The organism is Flavobacterium sp. Sr18 (genome assembly GCF_011064265.1).
In the GTDB taxonomy this organism is placed as follows: domain Bacteria; phylum Bacteroidota; class Bacteroidia; order Flavobacteriales; family Flavobacteriaceae; genus Flavobacterium; species Flavobacterium petrolei.
On the sequence record NZ_CP049329.1, the window covers coordinates 776,530 to 794,502 of the forward strand.

At 33.0% G+C, this 17,973-nt stretch carries 18 protein-coding genes and 1 tRNA gene; 13 read left to right on the forward strand and 6 right to left on the reverse strand.

Annotated features, from left to right (window positions below; all coding sequences use genetic code 11):
- Positions 1-16: 16 nt before the first annotated feature.
- The 12 genes from G7A72_RS03465 (at position 17) to G7A72_RS03520 (ending at position 11,690) form a co-directional block, all read left to right on the forward strand.
- On the forward strand, positions 17-1,291 hold the full coding sequence (locus tag G7A72_RS03465) for an AmpG family muropeptide MFS transporter (protein ID WP_165151445.1): 1,275 nt from the start codon (positions 17-19) through the stop codon (positions 1,289-1,291).
- Positions 1,292-1,457: 166 nt separating this feature from the next.
- Positions 1,458-3,068, forward strand: coding sequence for a glycoside hydrolase family 3 protein (locus G7A72_RS03470; RefSeq protein WP_165151446.1), 1,611 nt, complete (start codon positions 1,458-1,460; stop codon positions 3,066-3,068).
- A 142-nt stretch (positions 3,069-3,210) separates the two neighbouring features.
- A complete protein-coding gene (locus tag G7A72_RS03475) occupies positions 3,211-3,849 on the forward strand; it encodes a peroxiredoxin (protein WP_113665518.1) in 639 nt (212 codons plus the stop codon).
- An 87-nt stretch (positions 3,850-3,936) separates the two neighbouring features.
- Positions 3,937-4,245 carry a co-chaperone YbbN gene (locus G7A72_RS03480; protein WP_091172170.1) on the forward strand — a complete coding sequence of 103 codons (309 nt, stop codon included), beginning with the start codon at positions 3,937-3,939 and terminating at the stop codon, positions 4,243-4,245.
- A 113-nt stretch (positions 4,246-4,358) separates the two neighbouring features.
- On the forward strand, positions 4,359-4,616 hold the full coding sequence (locus G7A72_RS03485; protein WP_113637306.1) for a hypothetical protein: 258 nt from the start codon (positions 4,359-4,361) through the stop codon (positions 4,614-4,616).
- A gap of 189 nt (positions 4,617-4,805) precedes the next feature.
- A complete protein-coding gene (gene tpx, locus G7A72_RS03490) occupies positions 4,806-5,303 on the forward strand; it encodes a thiol peroxidase (RefSeq protein WP_165151447.1) in 498 nt (165 codons plus the stop codon).
- A 10-nt stretch (positions 5,304-5,313) separates the two neighbouring features.
- Positions 5,314-5,688 (forward strand): diacylglycerol kinase family protein, encoded by a 375-nt coding sequence (locus G7A72_RS03495; RefSeq protein WP_113665516.1) that lies wholly within the window; start codon positions 5,314-5,316, stop codon positions 5,686-5,688.
- Between the two features lie 19 nt (positions 5,689-5,707).
- Complete coding sequence (locus G7A72_RS03500) at positions 5,708-8,155, forward strand: DNA translocase FtsK (RefSeq protein WP_113665515.1); 2,448 nt, start codon at positions 5,708-5,710, stop codon at positions 8,153-8,155.
- A gap of 79 nt (positions 8,156-8,234) precedes the next feature.
- On the forward strand, positions 8,235-8,849 hold the full coding sequence (locus tag G7A72_RS03505) for an outer membrane lipoprotein carrier protein LolA (protein ID WP_371807565.1): 615 nt from the start codon (positions 8,235-8,237) through the stop codon (positions 8,847-8,849).
- A gap of 8 nt (positions 8,850-8,857) precedes the next feature.
- Positions 8,858-10,297 carry an LptF/LptG family permease gene (locus G7A72_RS03510; protein ID WP_165151448.1) on the forward strand — a complete coding sequence of 480 codons (1,440 nt, stop codon included), beginning with the start codon at positions 8,858-8,860 and terminating at the stop codon, positions 10,295-10,297.
- 7 nt (positions 10,298-10,304) lie between these two features.
- Positions 10,305-11,438, forward strand: a complete 1,134-nt coding sequence (gene ribB / locus G7A72_RS03515) for a 3,4-dihydroxy-2-butanone-4-phosphate synthase (RefSeq protein WP_113665512.1) — start codon at positions 10,305-10,307, stop codon at positions 11,436-11,438.
- Between the two features lie 167 nt (positions 11,439-11,605).
- Positions 11,606-11,690 (forward strand) — tRNA-Ser (locus tag G7A72_RS03520).
- Positions 11,691-11,783: 93 nt separating this feature from the next.
- Here G7A72_RS03520 and G7A72_RS03525 read toward each other — a convergent pair.
- Complete coding sequence (locus G7A72_RS03525; protein ID WP_165151449.1) at positions 11,784-12,251, reverse strand: thermonuclease family protein; 468 nt, start codon at positions 12,249-12,251, stop codon at positions 11,784-11,786.
- Between the two features lie 108 nt (positions 12,252-12,359).
- Between G7A72_RS03525 and G7A72_RS03530 the strand changes: the two genes are divergently transcribed.
- Positions 12,360-13,163: a hypothetical protein gene (locus G7A72_RS03530; RefSeq protein WP_165151450.1), complete on the forward strand. Its 804-nt coding sequence runs from the start codon at positions 12,360-12,362 to the stop codon at positions 13,161-13,163.
- Positions 13,164-13,325: 162 nt separating this feature from the next.
- Here G7A72_RS03530 and G7A72_RS03535 read toward each other — a convergent pair whose 3' ends face one another.
- The 5 genes from G7A72_RS03535 to G7A72_RS03555 all read right to left on the reverse strand — a co-directional run bounded on the left by G7A72_RS03535 (position 13,326) and on the right by G7A72_RS03555 (position 17,804).
- A complete protein-coding gene (locus G7A72_RS03535) occupies positions 13,326-13,748 on the reverse strand; it encodes a hypothetical protein (protein WP_165151451.1) in 423 nt (140 codons plus the stop codon).
- A 1,059-nt stretch (positions 13,749-14,807) separates the two neighbouring features.
- Positions 14,808-15,215 (reverse strand): HipA N-terminal domain-containing protein, encoded by a 408-nt coding sequence (locus tag G7A72_RS03540; protein ID WP_165151452.1) that lies wholly within the window; start codon positions 15,213-15,215, stop codon positions 14,808-14,810.
- A gap of 2 nt (positions 15,216-15,217) precedes the next feature.
- Positions 15,218-16,225, reverse strand: coding sequence for a HipA domain-containing protein (locus tag G7A72_RS03545; protein ID WP_165151453.1), 1,008 nt, complete (start codon positions 16,223-16,225; stop codon positions 15,218-15,220).
- A gap of 168 nt (positions 16,226-16,393) precedes the next feature.
- Positions 16,394-17,587: a hypothetical protein gene (locus tag G7A72_RS03550; RefSeq protein WP_165151454.1), complete on the reverse strand. Its 1,194-nt coding sequence runs from the start codon at positions 17,585-17,587 to the stop codon at positions 16,394-16,396.
- Positions 17,571-17,804: a hypothetical protein gene (locus G7A72_RS03555; protein WP_165151455.1), complete on the reverse strand. Its 234-nt coding sequence runs from the start codon at positions 17,802-17,804 to the stop codon at positions 17,571-17,573. The genes G7A72_RS03550 and G7A72_RS03555 overlap by 17 nt, the downstream gene beginning before the upstream one ends.
- Between the last annotated feature and the right edge of the window lie 169 nt (positions 17,805-17,973).

Consider the following 17,973-nt stretch of genomic DNA (forward strand, 5'->3'; position numbering starts at 1 on the left):
TTATAATTTGCCTTACATGAAAACAGACAATAGACCTTGGTATTGGATTCCCGTTTTAAACTTTGCTTCCGGCTTGCCTTACGCCATCATTATTTCGGTTTCGGTGATCATGTACAAAAACCTCGGAATTAATAATGAAGACATTGGAATTTATACCAGTTTACTCTATTTACCTTGGGTGATTAAGCCGTTGTGGAGCCCGTTTATTGATCTCTATTCCACTAAAAGAAAATGGTTTTTGAGTATGCAATTGCTAATTTCCCTCGCTTTTTTGATTGTGGGTTTAACAATTCCTTTGAGTAATTTTTTCGTTATCAGTTTAGCTGTTTTTTGGGTTGCTGCTTTTGCATCAGCTTCAAATGATGTGGCCAGTGATGGATTTTACATGTTGGCTTTAGAAAAAGACCAACAATCCTTTTTCTTGGGAATCCGCAGTACTTTTTACCGACTTTCGATGCTTACCGGAAATGGATTAATGGTGTTTATTGCTGGTTATTTAGAACAAGAATATGGCGACAAGCAAAAAGCTTGGTCTTATACAATGGTAGTTGTGGGTGTAATTATGACCGTAATTACAGTTTATAATTATTTTTCGACTCCAAAAACAGAAGCAAAAATCGTAGAAACCAAAACGGAATCAGTTGCAAATAAAAGTTTTGCTGCTGTTTTCGCTACTTTTTTTCAAAAGAAACAAATAGGTTTAGCACTAGCTTTCATTCTATTATTCAGATTAGGCGAATCCCAATTATTAAAAATGCTAACTCCTTTTTTAATCGATCCTGTGACCGCAGGCGGAATGGGCTTAACTACTCAAGATGTCGGTGTCATTTACGGCACTTTTGGCGTGATTGCACTTACTGTTGGTGGAATTTTGGGCGGAATCGTAATTTCACGAGACGGATTAGGAAAATGGATGTTGCCCATGATTTTGGCCATGCACTTACCTATAATTGGGTTCATACTACTTTCACATTTTCATCCTGGTTCCGTTTTGTATGTTTATGCAACCGTTATTGCAGAACAATTTGGTTACGGATTTGGTTTTGCCGCTTTCATGATGTATTTAATCTATGTCGCTGATGGTGAATCAAAAACGTCCCACTACTCTATCGCAACCGGATTTATGGCTTTAGGAATGATGCTTCCGGGAATGTTGAGCGGATATATCCAGGAATATCTAGGCTATGGAAATTTCTTTATTTGGGTATTTCTAGCAACGATTCCGGGACTAATTTTATCGCGCTTTTTGATTTTCCCAGCCGAATTCGGGAAGAAATCTGAACAAGAATAAACAAACTAGCTTTTTTTTAAGATATAAGTCATATAAGTTTATATAAGTAAGTAAGACTTTCTTAAAATAATTGTTTTTTTGCAACCACTTTTATGTAATTATTTATTCTGTATAGTTTGACTTACATGACTTATTTCTTGAAAATTATTACCATATCCATTTCAAAATGACATTAAAACAAAAAATAGGACAATTTTTCTTTCCTGCCGTTTTTATCAATGATACCGAAGAAAATATTCAGGCTACCGAACGATTAATCAAAGAACACAATATAGGCGGATTAACTTTTTTTCACAGTCGAGCCAGTGCAGCAACGAACTATGAAACGAAGAAAAAAATAGTCCTGAATGATGATAGTTTTCAGCGTTTAAAGGAACTCATAATCCGATATCAAAATTGCGCTACGACACCATTATTAATGAGTATTGATGCCGAATGGGGATTAGCCATGCGCGTTGAAAAAACGCCACAATATCCTTATGCAATAACACTTGGCGCTTTGCCGAACAATCAAAAAAACTTAGTTTACGAAGTTGGGAAACAAATCGGTTTAGACTTAAAATCAGTTGGGATTCATTATAATTTAGCGCCGTTAGCGGATATCAATAACAATCCGAATAATCCTGTAATTGGCTACCGTTCTTTTGGTCAAAACAAAGAAAAAGTAAGTGATTTTGCTTTGGAATATCTAAGAGGAATGAATGATGTCGGGATTTTGGGCTGTCTGAAACATTTTCCCGGACATGGAAATACGAATGTAGATTCGCATTTAGGATTACCCGTTTTAAAAGAAACTCTTAAAGAATTATTAGCCAATGAATTAGTTCCATTTTTAAAAGGAATCGAACATAATGTGGATTCGATTATGATTGGTCATTTGGCTGTTCCTGCTTTGAATGACGGAAAAGATACTTCGGCAACATTATCAAAATCCGTGATTGAAACACTTTTGCGAAAGCAATTAGGTTATAATGGCTTAGTAATTTCTGATGCGCTTAACATGCATAGTGTTTCTAAATTATACGATCAAAAAGGCCTTCTGGAATGGGAAGCTTTTAATGCTGGAAATGATGTGTTATGCTTTGCCGAAAACGTTCCCGAAGGAATTCAAGAAATCTTAAAAAATGCATCTCCTGAGCGAATTGAAGCTAGTTTTCAACGCATCTGGAAATGCAAACAAAAAGCAGGAATCACAGACGGAAATCTGCGTTTGCCAAACCTTTCCAAAAGTGATTTTGATTTTGAAACTACTTCGAAATTAAATCTGAAAATTGCTCAAAACTGCATTACAAAAATTAAAGACAATCACAATACAGTGACCGTTTTTGATGCAAAAAACAGAGAAGATCTTGCTAAAATCAGTATTTACAAAAACACTGATAATGTGTTTTTTAAAAGCCTGACTCATGCTTTGCCTTCACCAGAATTTAGTTATCAAACAGGTGGTGAATCCGTTTTGAATGAATTAGAAAAAAACCTGGGTAAATTTGATACGCTAGTCATATCTTTATTTGTTCCAAAGGCAAAACCTTTGAATAATTTTGATATTGAAGAATCTGTACTTCAATTTTTAGGCAACGTATTGGCCACCAAAAAATGTGTTTTGTATGTTTTTGGAAATCCGTATGCACTACAAATTATTCCAAATCTGGAACATGCATTGGGAATTATAGAAATGTATCAAGATTTTTCAGAATTTCAAGAAACCGCTGCGGAACAACTTCTGGAAAATGTGGATTGCAAAGGAACTCTGCCAGTGATGGTTAGTATTCAATAATTATTTCTCAAAAAGTTTAAAATAGCACACATAACAAATAACTATTCTTTAATAACTATTTATAATCAAATCTTATTGCTTCCAACCTATTGTATAGACTACTTTTGCACCATCAAAATAAATAACTAAAAAAGTAAATAAAATGTCATTAGTAGGTAAAAAATTTCCAAGTATTGCAGTAGACGCTATTTCTGAAATGGGTGATAATTTAAAAATCAACATTTTCGAAGAAGCAGTTAATAACAACAAGAAAGTACTTTTGTTTTGGTACCCAAAAGATTTTACATTCGTTTGCCCAACTGAATTGCACGCTTTTCAAGCTGCTTTACCGGAATTTGAAAAAAGAAATACAATTGTCATAGGTGCATCTTGTGATACTAACGAAGTACACTTTGCTTGGTTGAATACTCCAAAAAACAACGGTGGAATTGAAGGTGTTACTTACCCAATTCTTGCTGATACTAACAGAAACTTATCTAACATCTTAGGAATTCTTGATATTGATTCAACTGAATATTCTGAAGAAACTGATTCTGTAATTGTTGAAGGTTCTAATGTAACTTTTAGAGCGACTTACCTAATTGATGAAACTGGAAAAATTTTCCATGAAAGTGTAAATGATATGCCACTTGGTCGTAACGTAAACGAGTTTTTACGTATGGTTGATGCTTACACGCACATTCAGGAAAAAGGAGAAGTTTGTCCTGCAAACTGGGAAGCTGGAAAAGAAGCGATGAGCGCTGACAGAATCAGTACCGCTGAATACTTGACTTTAAACTAATTCAATAACAATGTCAATTGCAATACCAAATTTCAATTCATAATATTGATTATTGTTATTGCAATTGCATTTTTAAATTTAAAAAATATGTTAATCGAATTAACCGAAGATACATTACAGGATTTAATTGCAAAAGACGAAAAAGTAGTCGTTCAATTTTCGGCATCATGGTGCGGAAATTGCCGAATTATGAAGCCAAAATTCAAAAAATTAGCTTCAGAAAACGAAACAATCACTTTTGCTCTTGTTGATGCTGAAAATTTCCCAGAATCCAGAAAATTAGCAAATGTTAGTAATTTACCAACTTTTGCCACTTTTGTAAATGGAAAACTGGTGAACGAAACACAAACCAATAAACAAGAAGTGTTAATTGAATTAGTGAACGAAATAGTTTAATGATTTCTTAGTTTAAAGTTTAAAGCTGCCTGACTTTATAAGTAAGTTTAATGCAACAGCAGTTCAAATCCTTAAACCTTTAAAAACATTAAACTTTAAACTTAAAAAATAAAATGAAGTTACCCGTAATTAAGCATTTAACGCAGTTTATAGAAGAAAATGATGAAGATTACATCATAGAAACAATCGAAGTTCTGGAAGCAATGACTGAAATTTCATCATTGAAAGATGAAGAATTAGATGTTATTGGGGAATTAATTTCTAATATGTATGGCGCTTTAGAAGTCAATAAATTGGTAAAAACCGGAACAGACAAAAAAGAAGCTTTAAACAGTTTTATGAAACGTGTTTTGGGTTCTATTGACAAATAAAAAGAATTTTTAATTCTGTATTTCAAAAACGCACTCCGCAACGAGGGCGTTTTTTTTTATGCAAAATGCAAAACATATTGAGGCCATCGAGTTTAAAAATTGAACCAAAACGCTAAACTTATCGAGACATTTGAGGGCTTATTCTTAAATAATTTTCATACTTTTGAACCTCACAAAAAAACAAACATTATGGCTTCAATAACATTAGGAGGAAATCCGATTCACACATCAGGAGAATTACCAAAAGTAGGCACTAAACTTGCTGACTTTAAATTAGTTAAAACAGATCTTTCTGTAGCTTCACTAAGTGATTTTGCAGGTAAAAAATTAGTTTTAAATATCTTTCCAAGTATTGACACGGGGACTTGTGCAGCATCTGTTCGTAAATTTAACGAAAGTGCCAGTACTTTAGAAAATACAACAGTTTTATGCGTTTCAAGAGATTTACCTTTTGCGCAAAAACGTTTTTGTGGAGCGGAAGGACTTGAAAATGTAGTAAATTTATCTGATTTTCCAGAAGGAAGTTTTGGTAAAGCAAATGGTTTAGAAATTACTGACGGACCGTTGGCTGGATTACATTCAAGAGTTGTTATTGTTGTTGACGAAAACGGAATAATCACTCACACTGAACAAGTTGCTGAAATTGCAGATGAACCAAACTACGAAGCTGCATTAGCAGTACTATAATCACAACTTGATGGAGTTTCAAAAAGACAATACTTTCTTTACCGGAAGATTAAAAAGCGTCTCTTATGCATTTAAGGGCGCTTTGAAATTAATCTCGACGGAGCACAGTATTATGGTTCAATTTTCCATTGGGATTTTGATGTGCATTGCTGGATTTTATTTTGGTATTTCTAAAACAGAATGGCTTTTTCAGACTTTAGCTATCGGCTTAGTGATGAGCATCGAAGGTTTAAATACCGCTGTTGAAAAAATAGCCGATTTTATTCATCCAAATTACCATGAAAGAATTGGATTCATCAAAGATATTGCTGCAGGAGCGGTATTTTTTGCTGCTTTGACAGCAATAGCAATTGGTCTAATCATATATGTGCCTTTATTTCTTTAGGTATTATTTAAAATTAAGAATGGCAAAAACAACAAAAACAGCCCCTTTAAATAAAAAAAACGATACTAAATCAGTTGATAAAACTCCATTACAGCTAACCAAACAGCACAAAATTGTTTTAGGTTCGCTTTTGGTTTTATTTTCTATTGCTTTATTGTTTGCCTTTGTGTCCTTTTTCATTTACGGACAACAAGACCAAAGTGCTGTTCAGGAATTAACAAATCGTTCAGAAACCGTTCAGAATTGGCTTGGGAAATTTGGCGCCTTCTTAGCTGATTTACTTGTTTATAGAGGTTTTGGAATTGCTGCATTTATATTTGTACGTTTGTTTTTCCTTTCAGGGATTTATTTAGTACTTGGAATTCCGGCAAGGAAATTAAAAAACATATGGTTTTGGGATTTATTCGTAATTATTATTTTGTCTGTTTTATTTGGGTTCTTTGCTACTTCAGCTCCAGAATTAGGTGGGACAATTGGGTATGAATTAAATTTATTCCTACAAGATTATATTGGAAAACCAGGAACTTTGTTGATTTTATTCTTCGGATTAATAATCTACGTGATTTTTAAAATCAAACTTTCCCCTGAAAGTATTCAGTCCTTTTTTGACACTACCAAAAAAGAAATAAAAGCGGTTTCAATCACCAATCCGCTTAATAATGGCAAAAGTGGTTATAACCTAGAAGAATTTGCAGTTGTAGAAGAAGAGATTGATGACATCCATTTAAAAAAGAATGGTTCGCAATTCGAAATTAATAAAGAAGCACTGAAACCTACCATCAGTAATTCGTCAGATATTAACAGAGATCCAATTGCAAAACCGCTTGCAATGGAAGTTACGCCAATGGTAGCTCCAGAAGTTATTTCGAATGCTGACGAATCTTTTGTCATAGAAACTGCTCCGGAAGAAGATATTATCGAAGAAAATTTAGCTTCACGATTGGTGGCTGATTTTGGATTATTTGATCCAACTTTGGATTTATCCAATTATAAATTCCCTACAATTGATTTATTAAAAGAATATTCGACTGGTGGAATTACTATCAACCAAGAAGAATTAGAAGAAAATAAAAACCGAATTGTAGATACGCTTCGCAATTACAAAATAGAAATTGCACAAATAAAAGCAACCGTTGGACCATCTGTTACGCTATATGAAATTGTTCCGGAAGCGGGAATTCGTATTTCAAAAATCAAGAGTTTAGAAGATGATATCGCCTTATCACTTTCGGCATTAGGAATTCGTATCATTGCTCCTATTCCAGGAAAAGGAACGATAGGAATCGAGGTTCCGAATAAGAATCCAACGATGGTTTCGATGAAAAGCGTTATTGGTTCTGCCAAATTTCAAGAAGCCGAAATGGAATTACCAATCGCTCTTGGAAAAACAATTTCGAACGAAACATTTGTCGTGGATTTAGCTAAAATGCCTCACTTATTGATGGCGGGAGCTACCGGACAAGGAAAATCTGTTGGTTTGAATGCCGTATTGACTTCTCTTTTGTACAAAAAACATCCAGCTGAAGTAAAGTTTGTTTTGGTAGACCCTAAAAAAGTTGAGTTGACCCTATTTAATAAAATAGAAAGACATTATTTAGCGAAACTTCCAGATATGGATGATGCTATCATTACGGACAATGCAAAAGTGGTGAATACGTTGAATTCGCTTTGTGTAGAAATGGACAACCGTTATTCGTTATTGAAAGATGCTATGGTTCGTAACATAAAAGAATACAACGATAAATTTAAGGCTCGGAAATTGAATCCTGAAAACGGACACCGATTTTTACCTTACATCGTTCTTGTTGTCGATGAGTTTGCCGATTTGATTATGACCGCTGGGAAAGAAGTCGAAGTTCCTATAGCCCGTTTAGCTCAACTCGCGCGAGCCATTGGAATTCACTTAATAATAGCGACACAGAGACCTTCAGTAAATGTAATTACAGGTTTGATAAAAGCCAATTTCCCTGCGAGGATAGCTTTTAGAGTGACCTCAAAAATTGATTCCAGAACCATTTTAGATACTCAAGGAGCGGATCAATTGATTGGTCGTGGTGATATGCTTTATACTAATGGAAATGATGTCGTGCGAGTACAATGTGCTTTTATAGATACGCCAGAAGTAGAAAAAATTACTGATTTTATTGGTTCTCAAAAAGCATATGCTACTGCTTATTTACTTCCTGAGTTCGTTGGGGAGGAAAGTGGCATTAATCTTGATATGGATATTTCCGACAGAGATACTTTGTTTAGAGAAGCCGCCGAAATAATAGTGAATGCACAACAAGGATCAGCCTCATTATTACAAAGAAAACTTAAATTAGGCTACAACAGAGCAGGTCGATTAATCGATCAACTCGAAGCTGCCGGAATTGTAGGCCCTTTTGAAGGAAGTAAAGCACGAAGCGTAAACATTCTGGATATGAGTTCTCTTGATCAATTTTTCAACAATGAACAAAACAAATAATACGATGAAATTAAAAATTCAAGATTCTAAAAAAAGTAGTGGAAATAGCATTGGTAAAAAACTATTTTTATTAACAGCAATGTTTCTGTTTACTTTTTCGATTCAGGCACAAGACAAAAAAGCAAAAGACCTTTTAGATCAAGTTACCGCCAAGGTTAAAAGTTATAATAATATTGCCATTGATTTTAAATACTCCTTAAATAATGCAAAAGAAAACATTAATCAGGACAGTAAAGGAAATGTGACGATGAAAGGCAATCAATATGTTTTGAATTTCATGGGAGTTACTAAAATTTTTGATGGAAAAAAAACGTACACAATCGTTCCTGAGGATGAAGAAATTACGATTTCTGCAGTTAACGAGAAAGACGATAATGCCATTACACCTTCTAAAATGTTGACTTTTTTCAATACCGGTTATAAATACAATATGGATATTTTGCAAAATGTAAAAGGCAGAAAAATTCAATATATCAAATTAGTTCCTTTAAATGCTAAAGACCAAAGAAAAGAGGTGTTATTAGGGATTGATGTTCAAACGAAACACATCTATAATTTGATAGAGGTAGGTAAAAAAGGAACAAAAACAACATTAACAGTTAATTCTTTCAAAACCAACCAACCTTTGTCAAAAAATCAATTTACATTTGCGGGAAGTAAATATCCAAATTACTACATCAACAAATTAGATTAATGCACTAGGTGAAAATTCTTGACAAATACTTATTAAAAACCTTTTTGACTACATTTACTACGGTATTTGTAATCCTATTTTTTATATTTATACTTCAAACCGTTTGGTTATTCATATCCGAATTGGCCGGGAAAGATTTAGATCTATTAATGATTATAAAATTCCTGGCCTTTTCTATGCCTAGAATTGTACCATTAGTTTTACCACTTTCGATACTATTATCCTCGATAATGACTTTTGGAAACTTAGCTGAGAATTATGAATTTGCAGCGATGAAGTCTTCTGGAATTTCGCTGCAACGAGCTATGAGAAGTTTAACGGTATTTATAATATTATTGAGTATTGTTGCTTTTTTCTTTTCGAATAATGTGATTCCGTATGCCGAATACAAGTTTATCAATTTCAGAAAAAATATTGCACAAGTTAAACCGGCATTGGCTATAGCCGAAGGACAGTTTAATGATGTGGGCTTTTACAATATTAAAGTCAACAAAAAAAGCGGTAAGGAAGGCAATACGCTTACTGGAATAACCATTCACAAAAAATCAAAGATTGGTGACGGAAGTAAAACAGTTATCAAAGCAAAAGACGGAGAATTAATCAGTAGTGAAGCATCCAGTATTCTTCAATTAGTGCTCAATAATGGCTATTATTACGAAGATATAGTACCTAAAAAATACGAAGATCGCAGTAAAATGCCTTTCGTAAAAAGTTCCTTTAAAAAGCAAATCATTAATATTGATTTGTCAGAACTAAATAAAGTTGACGTAAATGACGAATCGGTCGCTAATACCAATACGATGCTTACCGTTAATGAACTCAATTACACTTTAGATTCATTGAATAAGAACATGAAAACGGATATCATTTCGTTTACAGAAAACAGTAATTCCCGAATTGGATTTCCCGCGAAAAAGAAAATGGTTGCTGCTAAGGCTAAGAAAAGAGAACCGCTTCCAAATGATATTTTGTCGTTGTACACAAACCAACAAAAATCAGATATTTTAAAAATCGCGAGTAGTAATGTAACCAGTATTTCCTACGCTATTGATTCTTCCAGAACTGAATTGTTCAATAAGCAAAAAAACATAAACAGACATTTACTAGCTTTCTACGATAAATTTGTAATTGTATTCGCCTGCTTTCTTATGTTTTTTATAGGAGCGCCATTGGGAGCAATTATCAGAAAAGGCGGATTAGGACTTCCAATAGTTTTTGCCGTGTTGATATTTATTACTTTTCACTTCATAAATACTTTTGGAAAAAGGATTGCTCAAGAAAACGGAATGACTCCATTTATGGGAGCTTGGTTATCATCATTTATCTTAGCACCATTAGCTGTTTTACTGACTTACAGAGCTACAAACGATATTGGATTAATAAATATGGATGTTATATTAGCACCCTTCCAAAAAGTAATTAAAAAATTATTCCCAACACAAAACTAAACCCTAAATGGACTTAAATAAAATACAACTTAACACAATTGAAGAAGCAATAGAAGACATCCGTCAAGGAAAAATTATTATCGTTGTAGATGATGAAGATCGTGAAAATGAAGGTGATTTTTTGGCTGCAGCCGAAAAAGTGACACCGGAAATGATCAACTTCATGGCTACACATGGCCGTGGATTAATTTGTGCTCCATTAACGGAAAGCCGTTGTAAAGAATTAGGATTACATGTAATGGTGACCAATAATACGGATCCTATGGAAACCGCTTTTACAGTTTCGGTAGATTTAAGAGGAAATGGTGTGACCACAGGAATATCTGCAGCGGATAGAGCTAAAACAGTTTTAGCACTCGTTAATGCCGAGACAAAACCACATGATTTAGCAAGACCAGGACATATTTTCCCGTTAATTGCTAAACAAGGAGGTGTTTTAAGAAGAACTGGGCATACTGAAGCAGCAATTGATTTTGCTCGTTTAGCTGGGTTTAAATCAGCAGGAGTGATAGTTGAAATCATGAATGAAGATGGAACAATGGCGCGACTTCCACAATTGGTGGAAGTGGCTAAAAAATTCGATTTAAAACTAGTTTCAATTGAAGCCCTAGTTGCCTATCGAATGCAACACGACAGTTTGATTGTTAAGAAAGAAGACTTTGATATTGAAACGCGTTACGGGACTTTCAGATTGAGAGCGTACCAACAAACTACCAACAAACAAATACATATTGCCTTAACTAAGGGCAATTGGAATATTGGCGAATCTGTATTAACTAGAATTAATTCGACTTTAGTCAATAATGATATTTTAGGGACATTGACAAACGATGTTAACAAAAAATTAGATGATATGTTTGAAATCATCAATCAACAAGGTAATGGTGCCGTTTTATTTATCAATCAGGAAGCACAATCAGTGGAATTACTGAATCGAATTGTAGAATTGAAAGGATTGCAAGCCAAAGGAGAATTTAAAGCGCCACAAATCAAAATGGATAATAAAGATTTTGGTATTGGAGCTCAAATTTTACATGATATAGACATTTCAAAAATTCGTTTATTATCCAATACTGAGCAAACAAAAAGAGTTGGAATGATAGGTTATGGCTTAGAAATCACAGAATATGTTAAGTATTAAAGTTTTTTTTAAATCTTTTTTAAAAATATTTTTCATCTAAAGTATAGAAAATGAAACCTTTAAAAAACAGTACAAAAAATAGATGCTTTTTTTCTAAAAATAGATTTGCATAACCAAAAAAGGTTCTTATATTTGCACTCGCAATCAGGTAATGGTTGTCGCTCACTGGAGAAATGGCAGAGCGGTCGAATGCGGCAGTCTTGAAAACTGTTGACTGTAACAGGTCCGGGGGTTCGAATCCCTCTTTCTCCGCAGGAAATTTACCCTAACCCTTGTAAACAAAGGTGTTAGGGTTTTTTATTTTACTTCTAGCCCACATTTAGCCCACATTCATTATATATACTATCAAAACTTATTTACAATAGAATATAAACCTTTTAAGTCGATTTTAGCTTGTAAATTCCATTCTTGATACATTGGAAGCATTTCACAAAAAACATCGTTATACGGCTTCGCAAACCCCTCTTTTATCATTATTTCATTCAATACTCTACCGTCATTCAGGACGATATACCCAAGTAATCTTCCATATTTGTCAGAAAGACTGTTTTCTTCTTGTATTAAAGTACAACTCTCCCCTATTATCAGATTGCTTTTTAAAAATTCAAACGACATATATCCGAGTTTAATTAAAAGTGCAGCTGGAAGATGTAATTCTTTTTCATCTTTTTTAATTTTAGCGCAATAACTCATTTCTGGCGCGTCTATACCGTATAATCTTATTTCAAATTCTCTTTTTGAATAGTAATCTTCTGCAATAAGTCCATCCCCATCAACAAATCTTTTTACTTTCAGAATAATTTTTCGTGTCATAGTTTCTTTAGCATTATAATGCCTTAATTAGTATCAATTAACAACTTGATTATAAATGTTTTACGTTGTAAATTTAAATAATTAATTTATAAATAAACAACATATAACATGGCAAGACAGAAAGGGCATATTAAATATGTCGGCACACTAGGAGAAGTTAGACACTTCAAAATCAAAGGTAACGAAGGGTATTTTGCAGGTCTTAAAGGTGGACCAACTGCGGAACAAGTAAAAACTGCACCAGGCTTTATTCGTACTCGTGAAAACATGAGCGAATTTGCAGCTTGTGCAAATGCGGGTAAATCATTAAGAGTTGGTTTGTCTGCATTGATGAAACAAATGTCCGATAGTCAACTAACGGGACGACTTACTGCCATTATGAAGAAAATTAATATTGAAGATGGTTCCGAAGCTAGAGGGCAAAGAGCTGTTTTGGTTTCACAACAACCACAATATTTAAAAGGACTAGATTTTAATCGTAACATTTCGTTTAATGGTATTTTTAGAGCTCCATTTACATTAACTGCTGCTGCAGATAGAAACGAGAGTACATTAAGTATTCCAGAGTTTAATCCTCTTAATTTCTTAAACATTCCATCAGGTGCAACACACTTTAGAATTATCAATGCTTTGTCTGTTGTTTCAGATACCGTTTATAATCCTACGACTGGAGCATACGAACCTGCTGAGCCTGTTTTAAATGAAATGTCAAACATTGCCTATTCGGATTATACTCCGGTCGATGTCGTAACCCCATCGATCGATGTTACTGCAGCCTTAACAGGTGCGCCAACAATGACAATAAATGTTGCTGTTTTGGGAAGTATCGGAATTGAGTTTTATCAAATGGTAGGTTCCAATTATTACCTATTTAATGCTGGTAATGCTTTAAAGATCCAAGAGACTTTCTAAAAAAACCATCATTTTGCAAGACTGCAAAGTTTGCAATGTTGCAAATTAAGCCCTTTCACTTGAGAGGGCTTTTTTTATTTGCATCAATTTATCTATAATGGGGGCTTATATGTGAGAAATAGTGCAAATAAGCACGGAATAAAGGTTAAACAAACTCTTGTATTATTTTTTATAATAACTATGTAAAATTACTTTTCTCAATTCATTTATTAAAGTCAAGTTCTTTTGAAAATGTTGCTCTTTTAGTTCTAATAGCCTCAATGTGTTTACTTGTTTTTGGTGCAGCTCAAAATCCAAAATCATTTCAGAAACTTTTGGATTAAAGTTTTTCTTGAATTCTGGAAGACGTAAAAATGGAATTACTGAACCGCAAAGCGACTGATGCCAGAATTTAGCTTTCCAAAGGCTGTAAGCTAACCAATAAACCGTTTCGGCATCTTCTTCGTTTTGAAAAATAATTACAAAACTATTTGTAAATGGTTCTTTCTGTGGCTTTCCACTATTCAGTCCTTTATTGAGAATGTAAATTTGATTTCCTGAGTAAACAACATCCTTTCTGTGAGTTTTAACGATAAAATTTGGCATAATTTCGGATTTAAAATGATGCTGTCGCTACGCTCCGCACCATATCATTTTTAAAAGAAAAAAAGAAAAAAAAAGAAAGTCGTCATATCAGTGGAGGTTTCAAAAGGAGTCAAGTTTTTTTGAAAAAATACTACCCAACTGTTCTTATATAATGAAGTCGTCATCGTATAAGTAAATGTTGAATTGGAAATGTAAGGGTGGAGATTTTTTCAAAAACCCGGAGGGCTTGAACTTTACTTTTTGAAACCGGAACTTATCTTTACTTTCTTTTTATTTATTTTTTTTATAGCAGGATGTTTCTTGTGTGGTTTTTTTTTCTGGGATGTTTCTTGTGGAAGCGGCAATCAAACACCCCCAAGCACCGCAAGGAATGGAGCTAAAATGGAGCGATAGCGGAATTGTAGCGTAATGTATGAGGAGCGCAGTTGGCGGTGTTGCGGCAATCGAACAGCTACCATAGATGCGAGAGTTGAGCGTAGGAACGGAGCGAAACGTAGCAGATATGAGCGTGAAACGGCGGGGAAAAAATATAAGACAGCCTTTGGCGTTCCTTGATTTAGGGCAAAGTGAAGTTTTTACTGAACGGAGCTAACCCCGATGGCTGTGCGAAGGAGCAACCGCTGAAAAAATAGAGGGTTGCAGACATGATACTGCTGGAATGTAGTGAAACGTAGCCTGCGGAGTGTAGCGTAATGAAGCGGTATTGTGGATGCAACAGCCCGACCGAACGAAGGAAGAGAGCGTGTGAAGATGAGGAACGAACAGCAGAAAAAATAAGGTTGCCTATTTTTGGCTGCCTTGTTTTTTTTGGCTGTGAAGTGACTGTGGAATGGAGGGAAACCTAAACGTAATTAAGTTTATAATACTGCCTATTTAGCAATAATGTTCTTATGAAAATATAAGGTTGACCGACTGGAACAGCCGAACGGAACAAAGGGAACGACCGAAGAGAGACCGCTTGATTGCACGTGTTGTTTGTACCGGAAAATTCTATTGTAATTAATGTAAACGAGAGTTTTGAGAATATGAAGAGATAAAAATAAGATGCTTTACAGCACCTTATTTTGTTTCTAATTTGAATGGATTATTCACCGAATACTCACCAAACAATTCTAATAATTTAACTGTGTTTGTTCGTTCTGATGGATGTTTCTCAATGTAATTCTTAATCTTTGGTTGTTTGAAAGATGGTATACGATTTGAGAAAAATGGCCATAATTCTTTGTTTTTGTATTTATTACCGACTATTGGAAATTCTAACAATGGTTGCAATTCGTTTTGATTTTTAAACCATACCGAATATTCAAAAAGCCATTCTTCATTTTCAAATAAAAGCTCACCAATAACAGAGTTTTGGTATTTCAATGAAAATCGATGTATAGTCTCTTTATGCTCAATGATACAATTATCTTTTGAGAAATCATTAGACTTATTTTTGTTGAATATATTTAGGATTGTACTAATCATAATTACTTTTTATTTAATATTTCAGCTATTGCTTTAAACCTTAAATCCAATATGTATTGGATCACTTCTTTCCTTTCCTTAATAAACAAGTGTTTAAAATCGGAGTTCAATTTTAGTATTGCCTCATCAAGGAATTTAGGGTTCGTCCAAACACTTTTGTGTTCATCGTTAAAATATTTTTTGTTTTCAAGAAATTCAATTAATTCAAAGTGATTGCATTTTACATTATCGGGTACACTAATTTTCGGTACTGATTGTAAAACGTAATTTTTTAGTTTTTTATTATTAGGATTGTTTATTTCCTTTTGCAAAGATATAACATTTTCATCAGATTGGTTCCACAACAACCCTCTTGCGGTGTCATAAATAGGAGAAAAGTAGGGTCTATGTTGGTTTTTAATGTGTGATATAACTCCCCAATTATAGTAATGACGGTCATTATTGCCCGTTAACGCATCAAATAAAAGCATATGGAAGAAATTGTTAAATATTTCAGAATGCTCTTCTGGAAAGATTTTTTTAATAGCATTTAATACATCAACGATACTAATTTCTTTCTTTAACACCTTATTTTTATCGAGTTCATCAATCCATTCGTTGTTCTCTTCGTTAATAAAACGTGATAAAATATTTGCTCCGTGATTTAATGTTTGCTCTTCATCGTGAAAATGTTCACTTAAATATCTAACATAATCTTCTGCTATTATAACTTTAGAATTAGCAATATTTATGCCAAAACATTTGCCTACGACTGTTAAATAATGCTCCGTGATACTTTCATTAGGATACCATTTGTGACCAATTTTAGCAATATATTTTTTCCAAGTTTTAGGATTGTTTTTTCGTCCTTTACCATAATTATATAATCGTATCAAATCTTTGGGAGCATCACCCCCAACCGTTCCTTCTAAAACAATAATGGAATGACTTTTTACAACCTCAATATGTTTAGCTGTTACCTTAATCCCTGATTTATTTACAATCTTATATGTAATGAGCTTTTTCGCCATTTATGTAATTTATAATGAATTATTAAAATCGTCTCATATTATAAAATCAAAAAACCACTTCCATTAAATGCCTATTTATTTAATCCCTTTTTTTGCTTTTTGATGACTCGGTACTTGAATTGATTATATATTCCATAAACATAGCTCTTTTTTATTGTATATAAAATTCTACAAATAAACACTTACATCAAAAAATATAAAAAAGAATACAATAACTGTTAAGGCAAATATTGATATAGTAACTCCTTTTACTATTAGTAATTTATTTCGTTGTTTTTTTATAGAGTCTGTTTTCAGACTTTCTAATTTTTCTTTATACGGATTAAGTACAGGAACTGTGTTAATAAGTTTTATGAAGTCATCAATATCAGTTTCAATTGCTTCTATAGATTCTTTTATATTCCGTAATAAAATAAACCAAATCAAAACAAAAAAAAGAATTGACAATATTAGTATTACAATGTTTTTAAATATTAATGAACCCGTATAATCGAAGTAATTCAATAATAAAATAAAGCCTATTGGTATTCCAAAAATATATCCTGAAACTTTACTTATTGAATCATAGATACTATTTAATAATTTCTGAAAATGTTCGTTTGAGGCTGTTTTTATTTTTTCAAATGAAAATCCAGCTAAATATAATTTGTAACTCCTATTATAAGAGCTCAAAATAGTATTCCAATTTTTTACAATTGTCAAGTAATCACTTGAATTGCTTTCTATAAAATTAACTAATTCATTAATAAATAATTCCTTTTTATCTTTATGACTTATTGCGCCTGAAAACTCATTTTTCAACTCTTGTAAGCCTTGTAAATCAGAAAAAAAAATTAAATCGTTTTCAGAGTATTTTATATCAATTTCAACAATGTTATTTGAAATTCTATAAAAATAATATTTAAGTTGATTACCTATATGATGTTGAGAATGAGATAACGAATTTAAAAAATCTATAAGTTCAATATTTTTACAATAGTTATTGACTAGTTCATTTACAACTGTTGATTCGTGAGAATAATAATCATTTTCAGCAATGTAAAATAACTCGCTTTTTAATTTGAACTTATTACCATTTAAAAAATCATTAACTGTTTCAAAATAGCAATTAACACGTCCTATTCTTATCTCTAAATAAACCTGAACACCAATAAAATCATTAATATCCTCTTTGAAAATATTTTTTATATCATCGGGTTCACCAACAGTTAATACCTCTACAATTTCATTATCAAGCAGCAACTCAATATATTCTATATTAGTTGTGGTAATTACAAGAAACCCTGTTGTGGAAATTGAATCGGATACTTTTAAATCTATAAGCCTCTTTACCGCAACTGCACTATTAAGAAGTTTTCCCATCTTCAAAAGCATCGTTTATTAACTCATCAGGAACATCATTGATAATAATTTGATTTCCGATATATGTTATTTTATTATTTTTTTTCAAAGACTCATCAAAAACTAGAGTATATCCTGTTTCTGATACTCTATTCCTAACAAAAGAATCAAAATCAGATTTTCTATTAATAGTAATTTTACCACTAACTTCAAGCTCTTTTTGTTTAATGAAATTCAAAAAATCTTTAGGCTCTTGACTATTAATAAGTGAAGAAATTGAACACAATTGGAAAAACCAGTCAAATTGACCACCCTATTCCAGTTCAAATTGACCACCAGTTTCGGAGCAAACTGACCACCATTTTCCAGTCCAAATTGACCACCTGATTTTGGGCTAAAATTGGACA

Bases quoted from the DNA above. Each gene is read 5' to 3' on its own strand.
- G7A72_RS03470 (WP_165151446.1), top strand. From the start codon at position 1,458: ATGACATTAAAACAAAAAATAGGACAATTTTTCTTTCCTGCCGTTTTT.
- ribB (WP_113665512.1), top strand. From the start codon at position 10,305: ATGGACTTAAATAAAATACAACTTAACACAATTGAAGAAGCAATAGAA.
- G7A72_RS03530 (WP_165151450.1), top strand. From the start codon at position 12,360: ATGGCAAGACAGAAAGGGCATATTAAATATGTCGGCACACTAGGAGAA.
- G7A72_RS03465 (WP_165151445.1), top strand. From the start codon at position 17: ATGAAAACAGACAATAGACCTTGGTATTGGATTCCCGTTTTAAACTTT.
- tpx (WP_165151447.1), top strand. From the start codon at position 4,806: ATGGCTTCAATAACATTAGGAGGAAATCCGATTCACACATCAGGAGAA.
- G7A72_RS03500 (WP_113665515.1), top strand. From the start codon at position 5,708: ATGGCAAAAACAACAAAAACAGCCCCTTTAAATAAAAAAAACGATACT.
- G7A72_RS03545 (WP_165151453.1), bottom strand. From the start codon at position 16,225: ATGGCGAAAAAGCTCATTACATATAAGATTGTAAATAAATCAGGGATT.
- G7A72_RS03540 (WP_165151452.1), bottom strand. From the start codon at position 15,215: ATGATTAGTACAATCCTAAATATATTCAACAAAAATAAGTCTAATGAT.
- G7A72_RS03525 (WP_165151449.1), bottom strand. From the start codon at position 12,251: ATGACACGAAAAATTATTCTGAAAGTAAAAAGATTTGTTGATGGGGAT.
- G7A72_RS03495 (WP_113665516.1), top strand. From the start codon at position 5,314: ATGGAGTTTCAAAAAGACAATACTTTCTTTACCGGAAGATTAAAAAGC.
- G7A72_RS03505 (WP_371807565.1), top strand. From the start codon at position 8,235: ATGTTTCTGTTTACTTTTTCGATTCAGGCACAAGACAAAAAAGCAAAA.
- G7A72_RS03535 (WP_165151451.1), bottom strand. From the start codon at position 13,748: ATGCCAAATTTTATCGTTAAAACTCACAGAAAGGATGTTGTTTACTCA.
- G7A72_RS03475 (WP_113665518.1), top strand. From the start codon at position 3,211: ATGTCATTAGTAGGTAAAAAATTTCCAAGTATTGCAGTAGACGCTATT.
- G7A72_RS03480 (WP_091172170.1), top strand. From the start codon at position 3,937: ATGTTAATCGAATTAACCGAAGATACATTACAGGATTTAATTGCAAAA.
- G7A72_RS03485 (WP_113637306.1), top strand. From the start codon at position 4,359: ATGAAGTTACCCGTAATTAAGCATTTAACGCAGTTTATAGAAGAAAAT.
- G7A72_RS03550 (WP_165151454.1), bottom strand. From the start codon at position 17,587: ATGGGAAAACTTCTTAATAGTGCAGTTGCGGTAAAGAGGCTTATAGAT.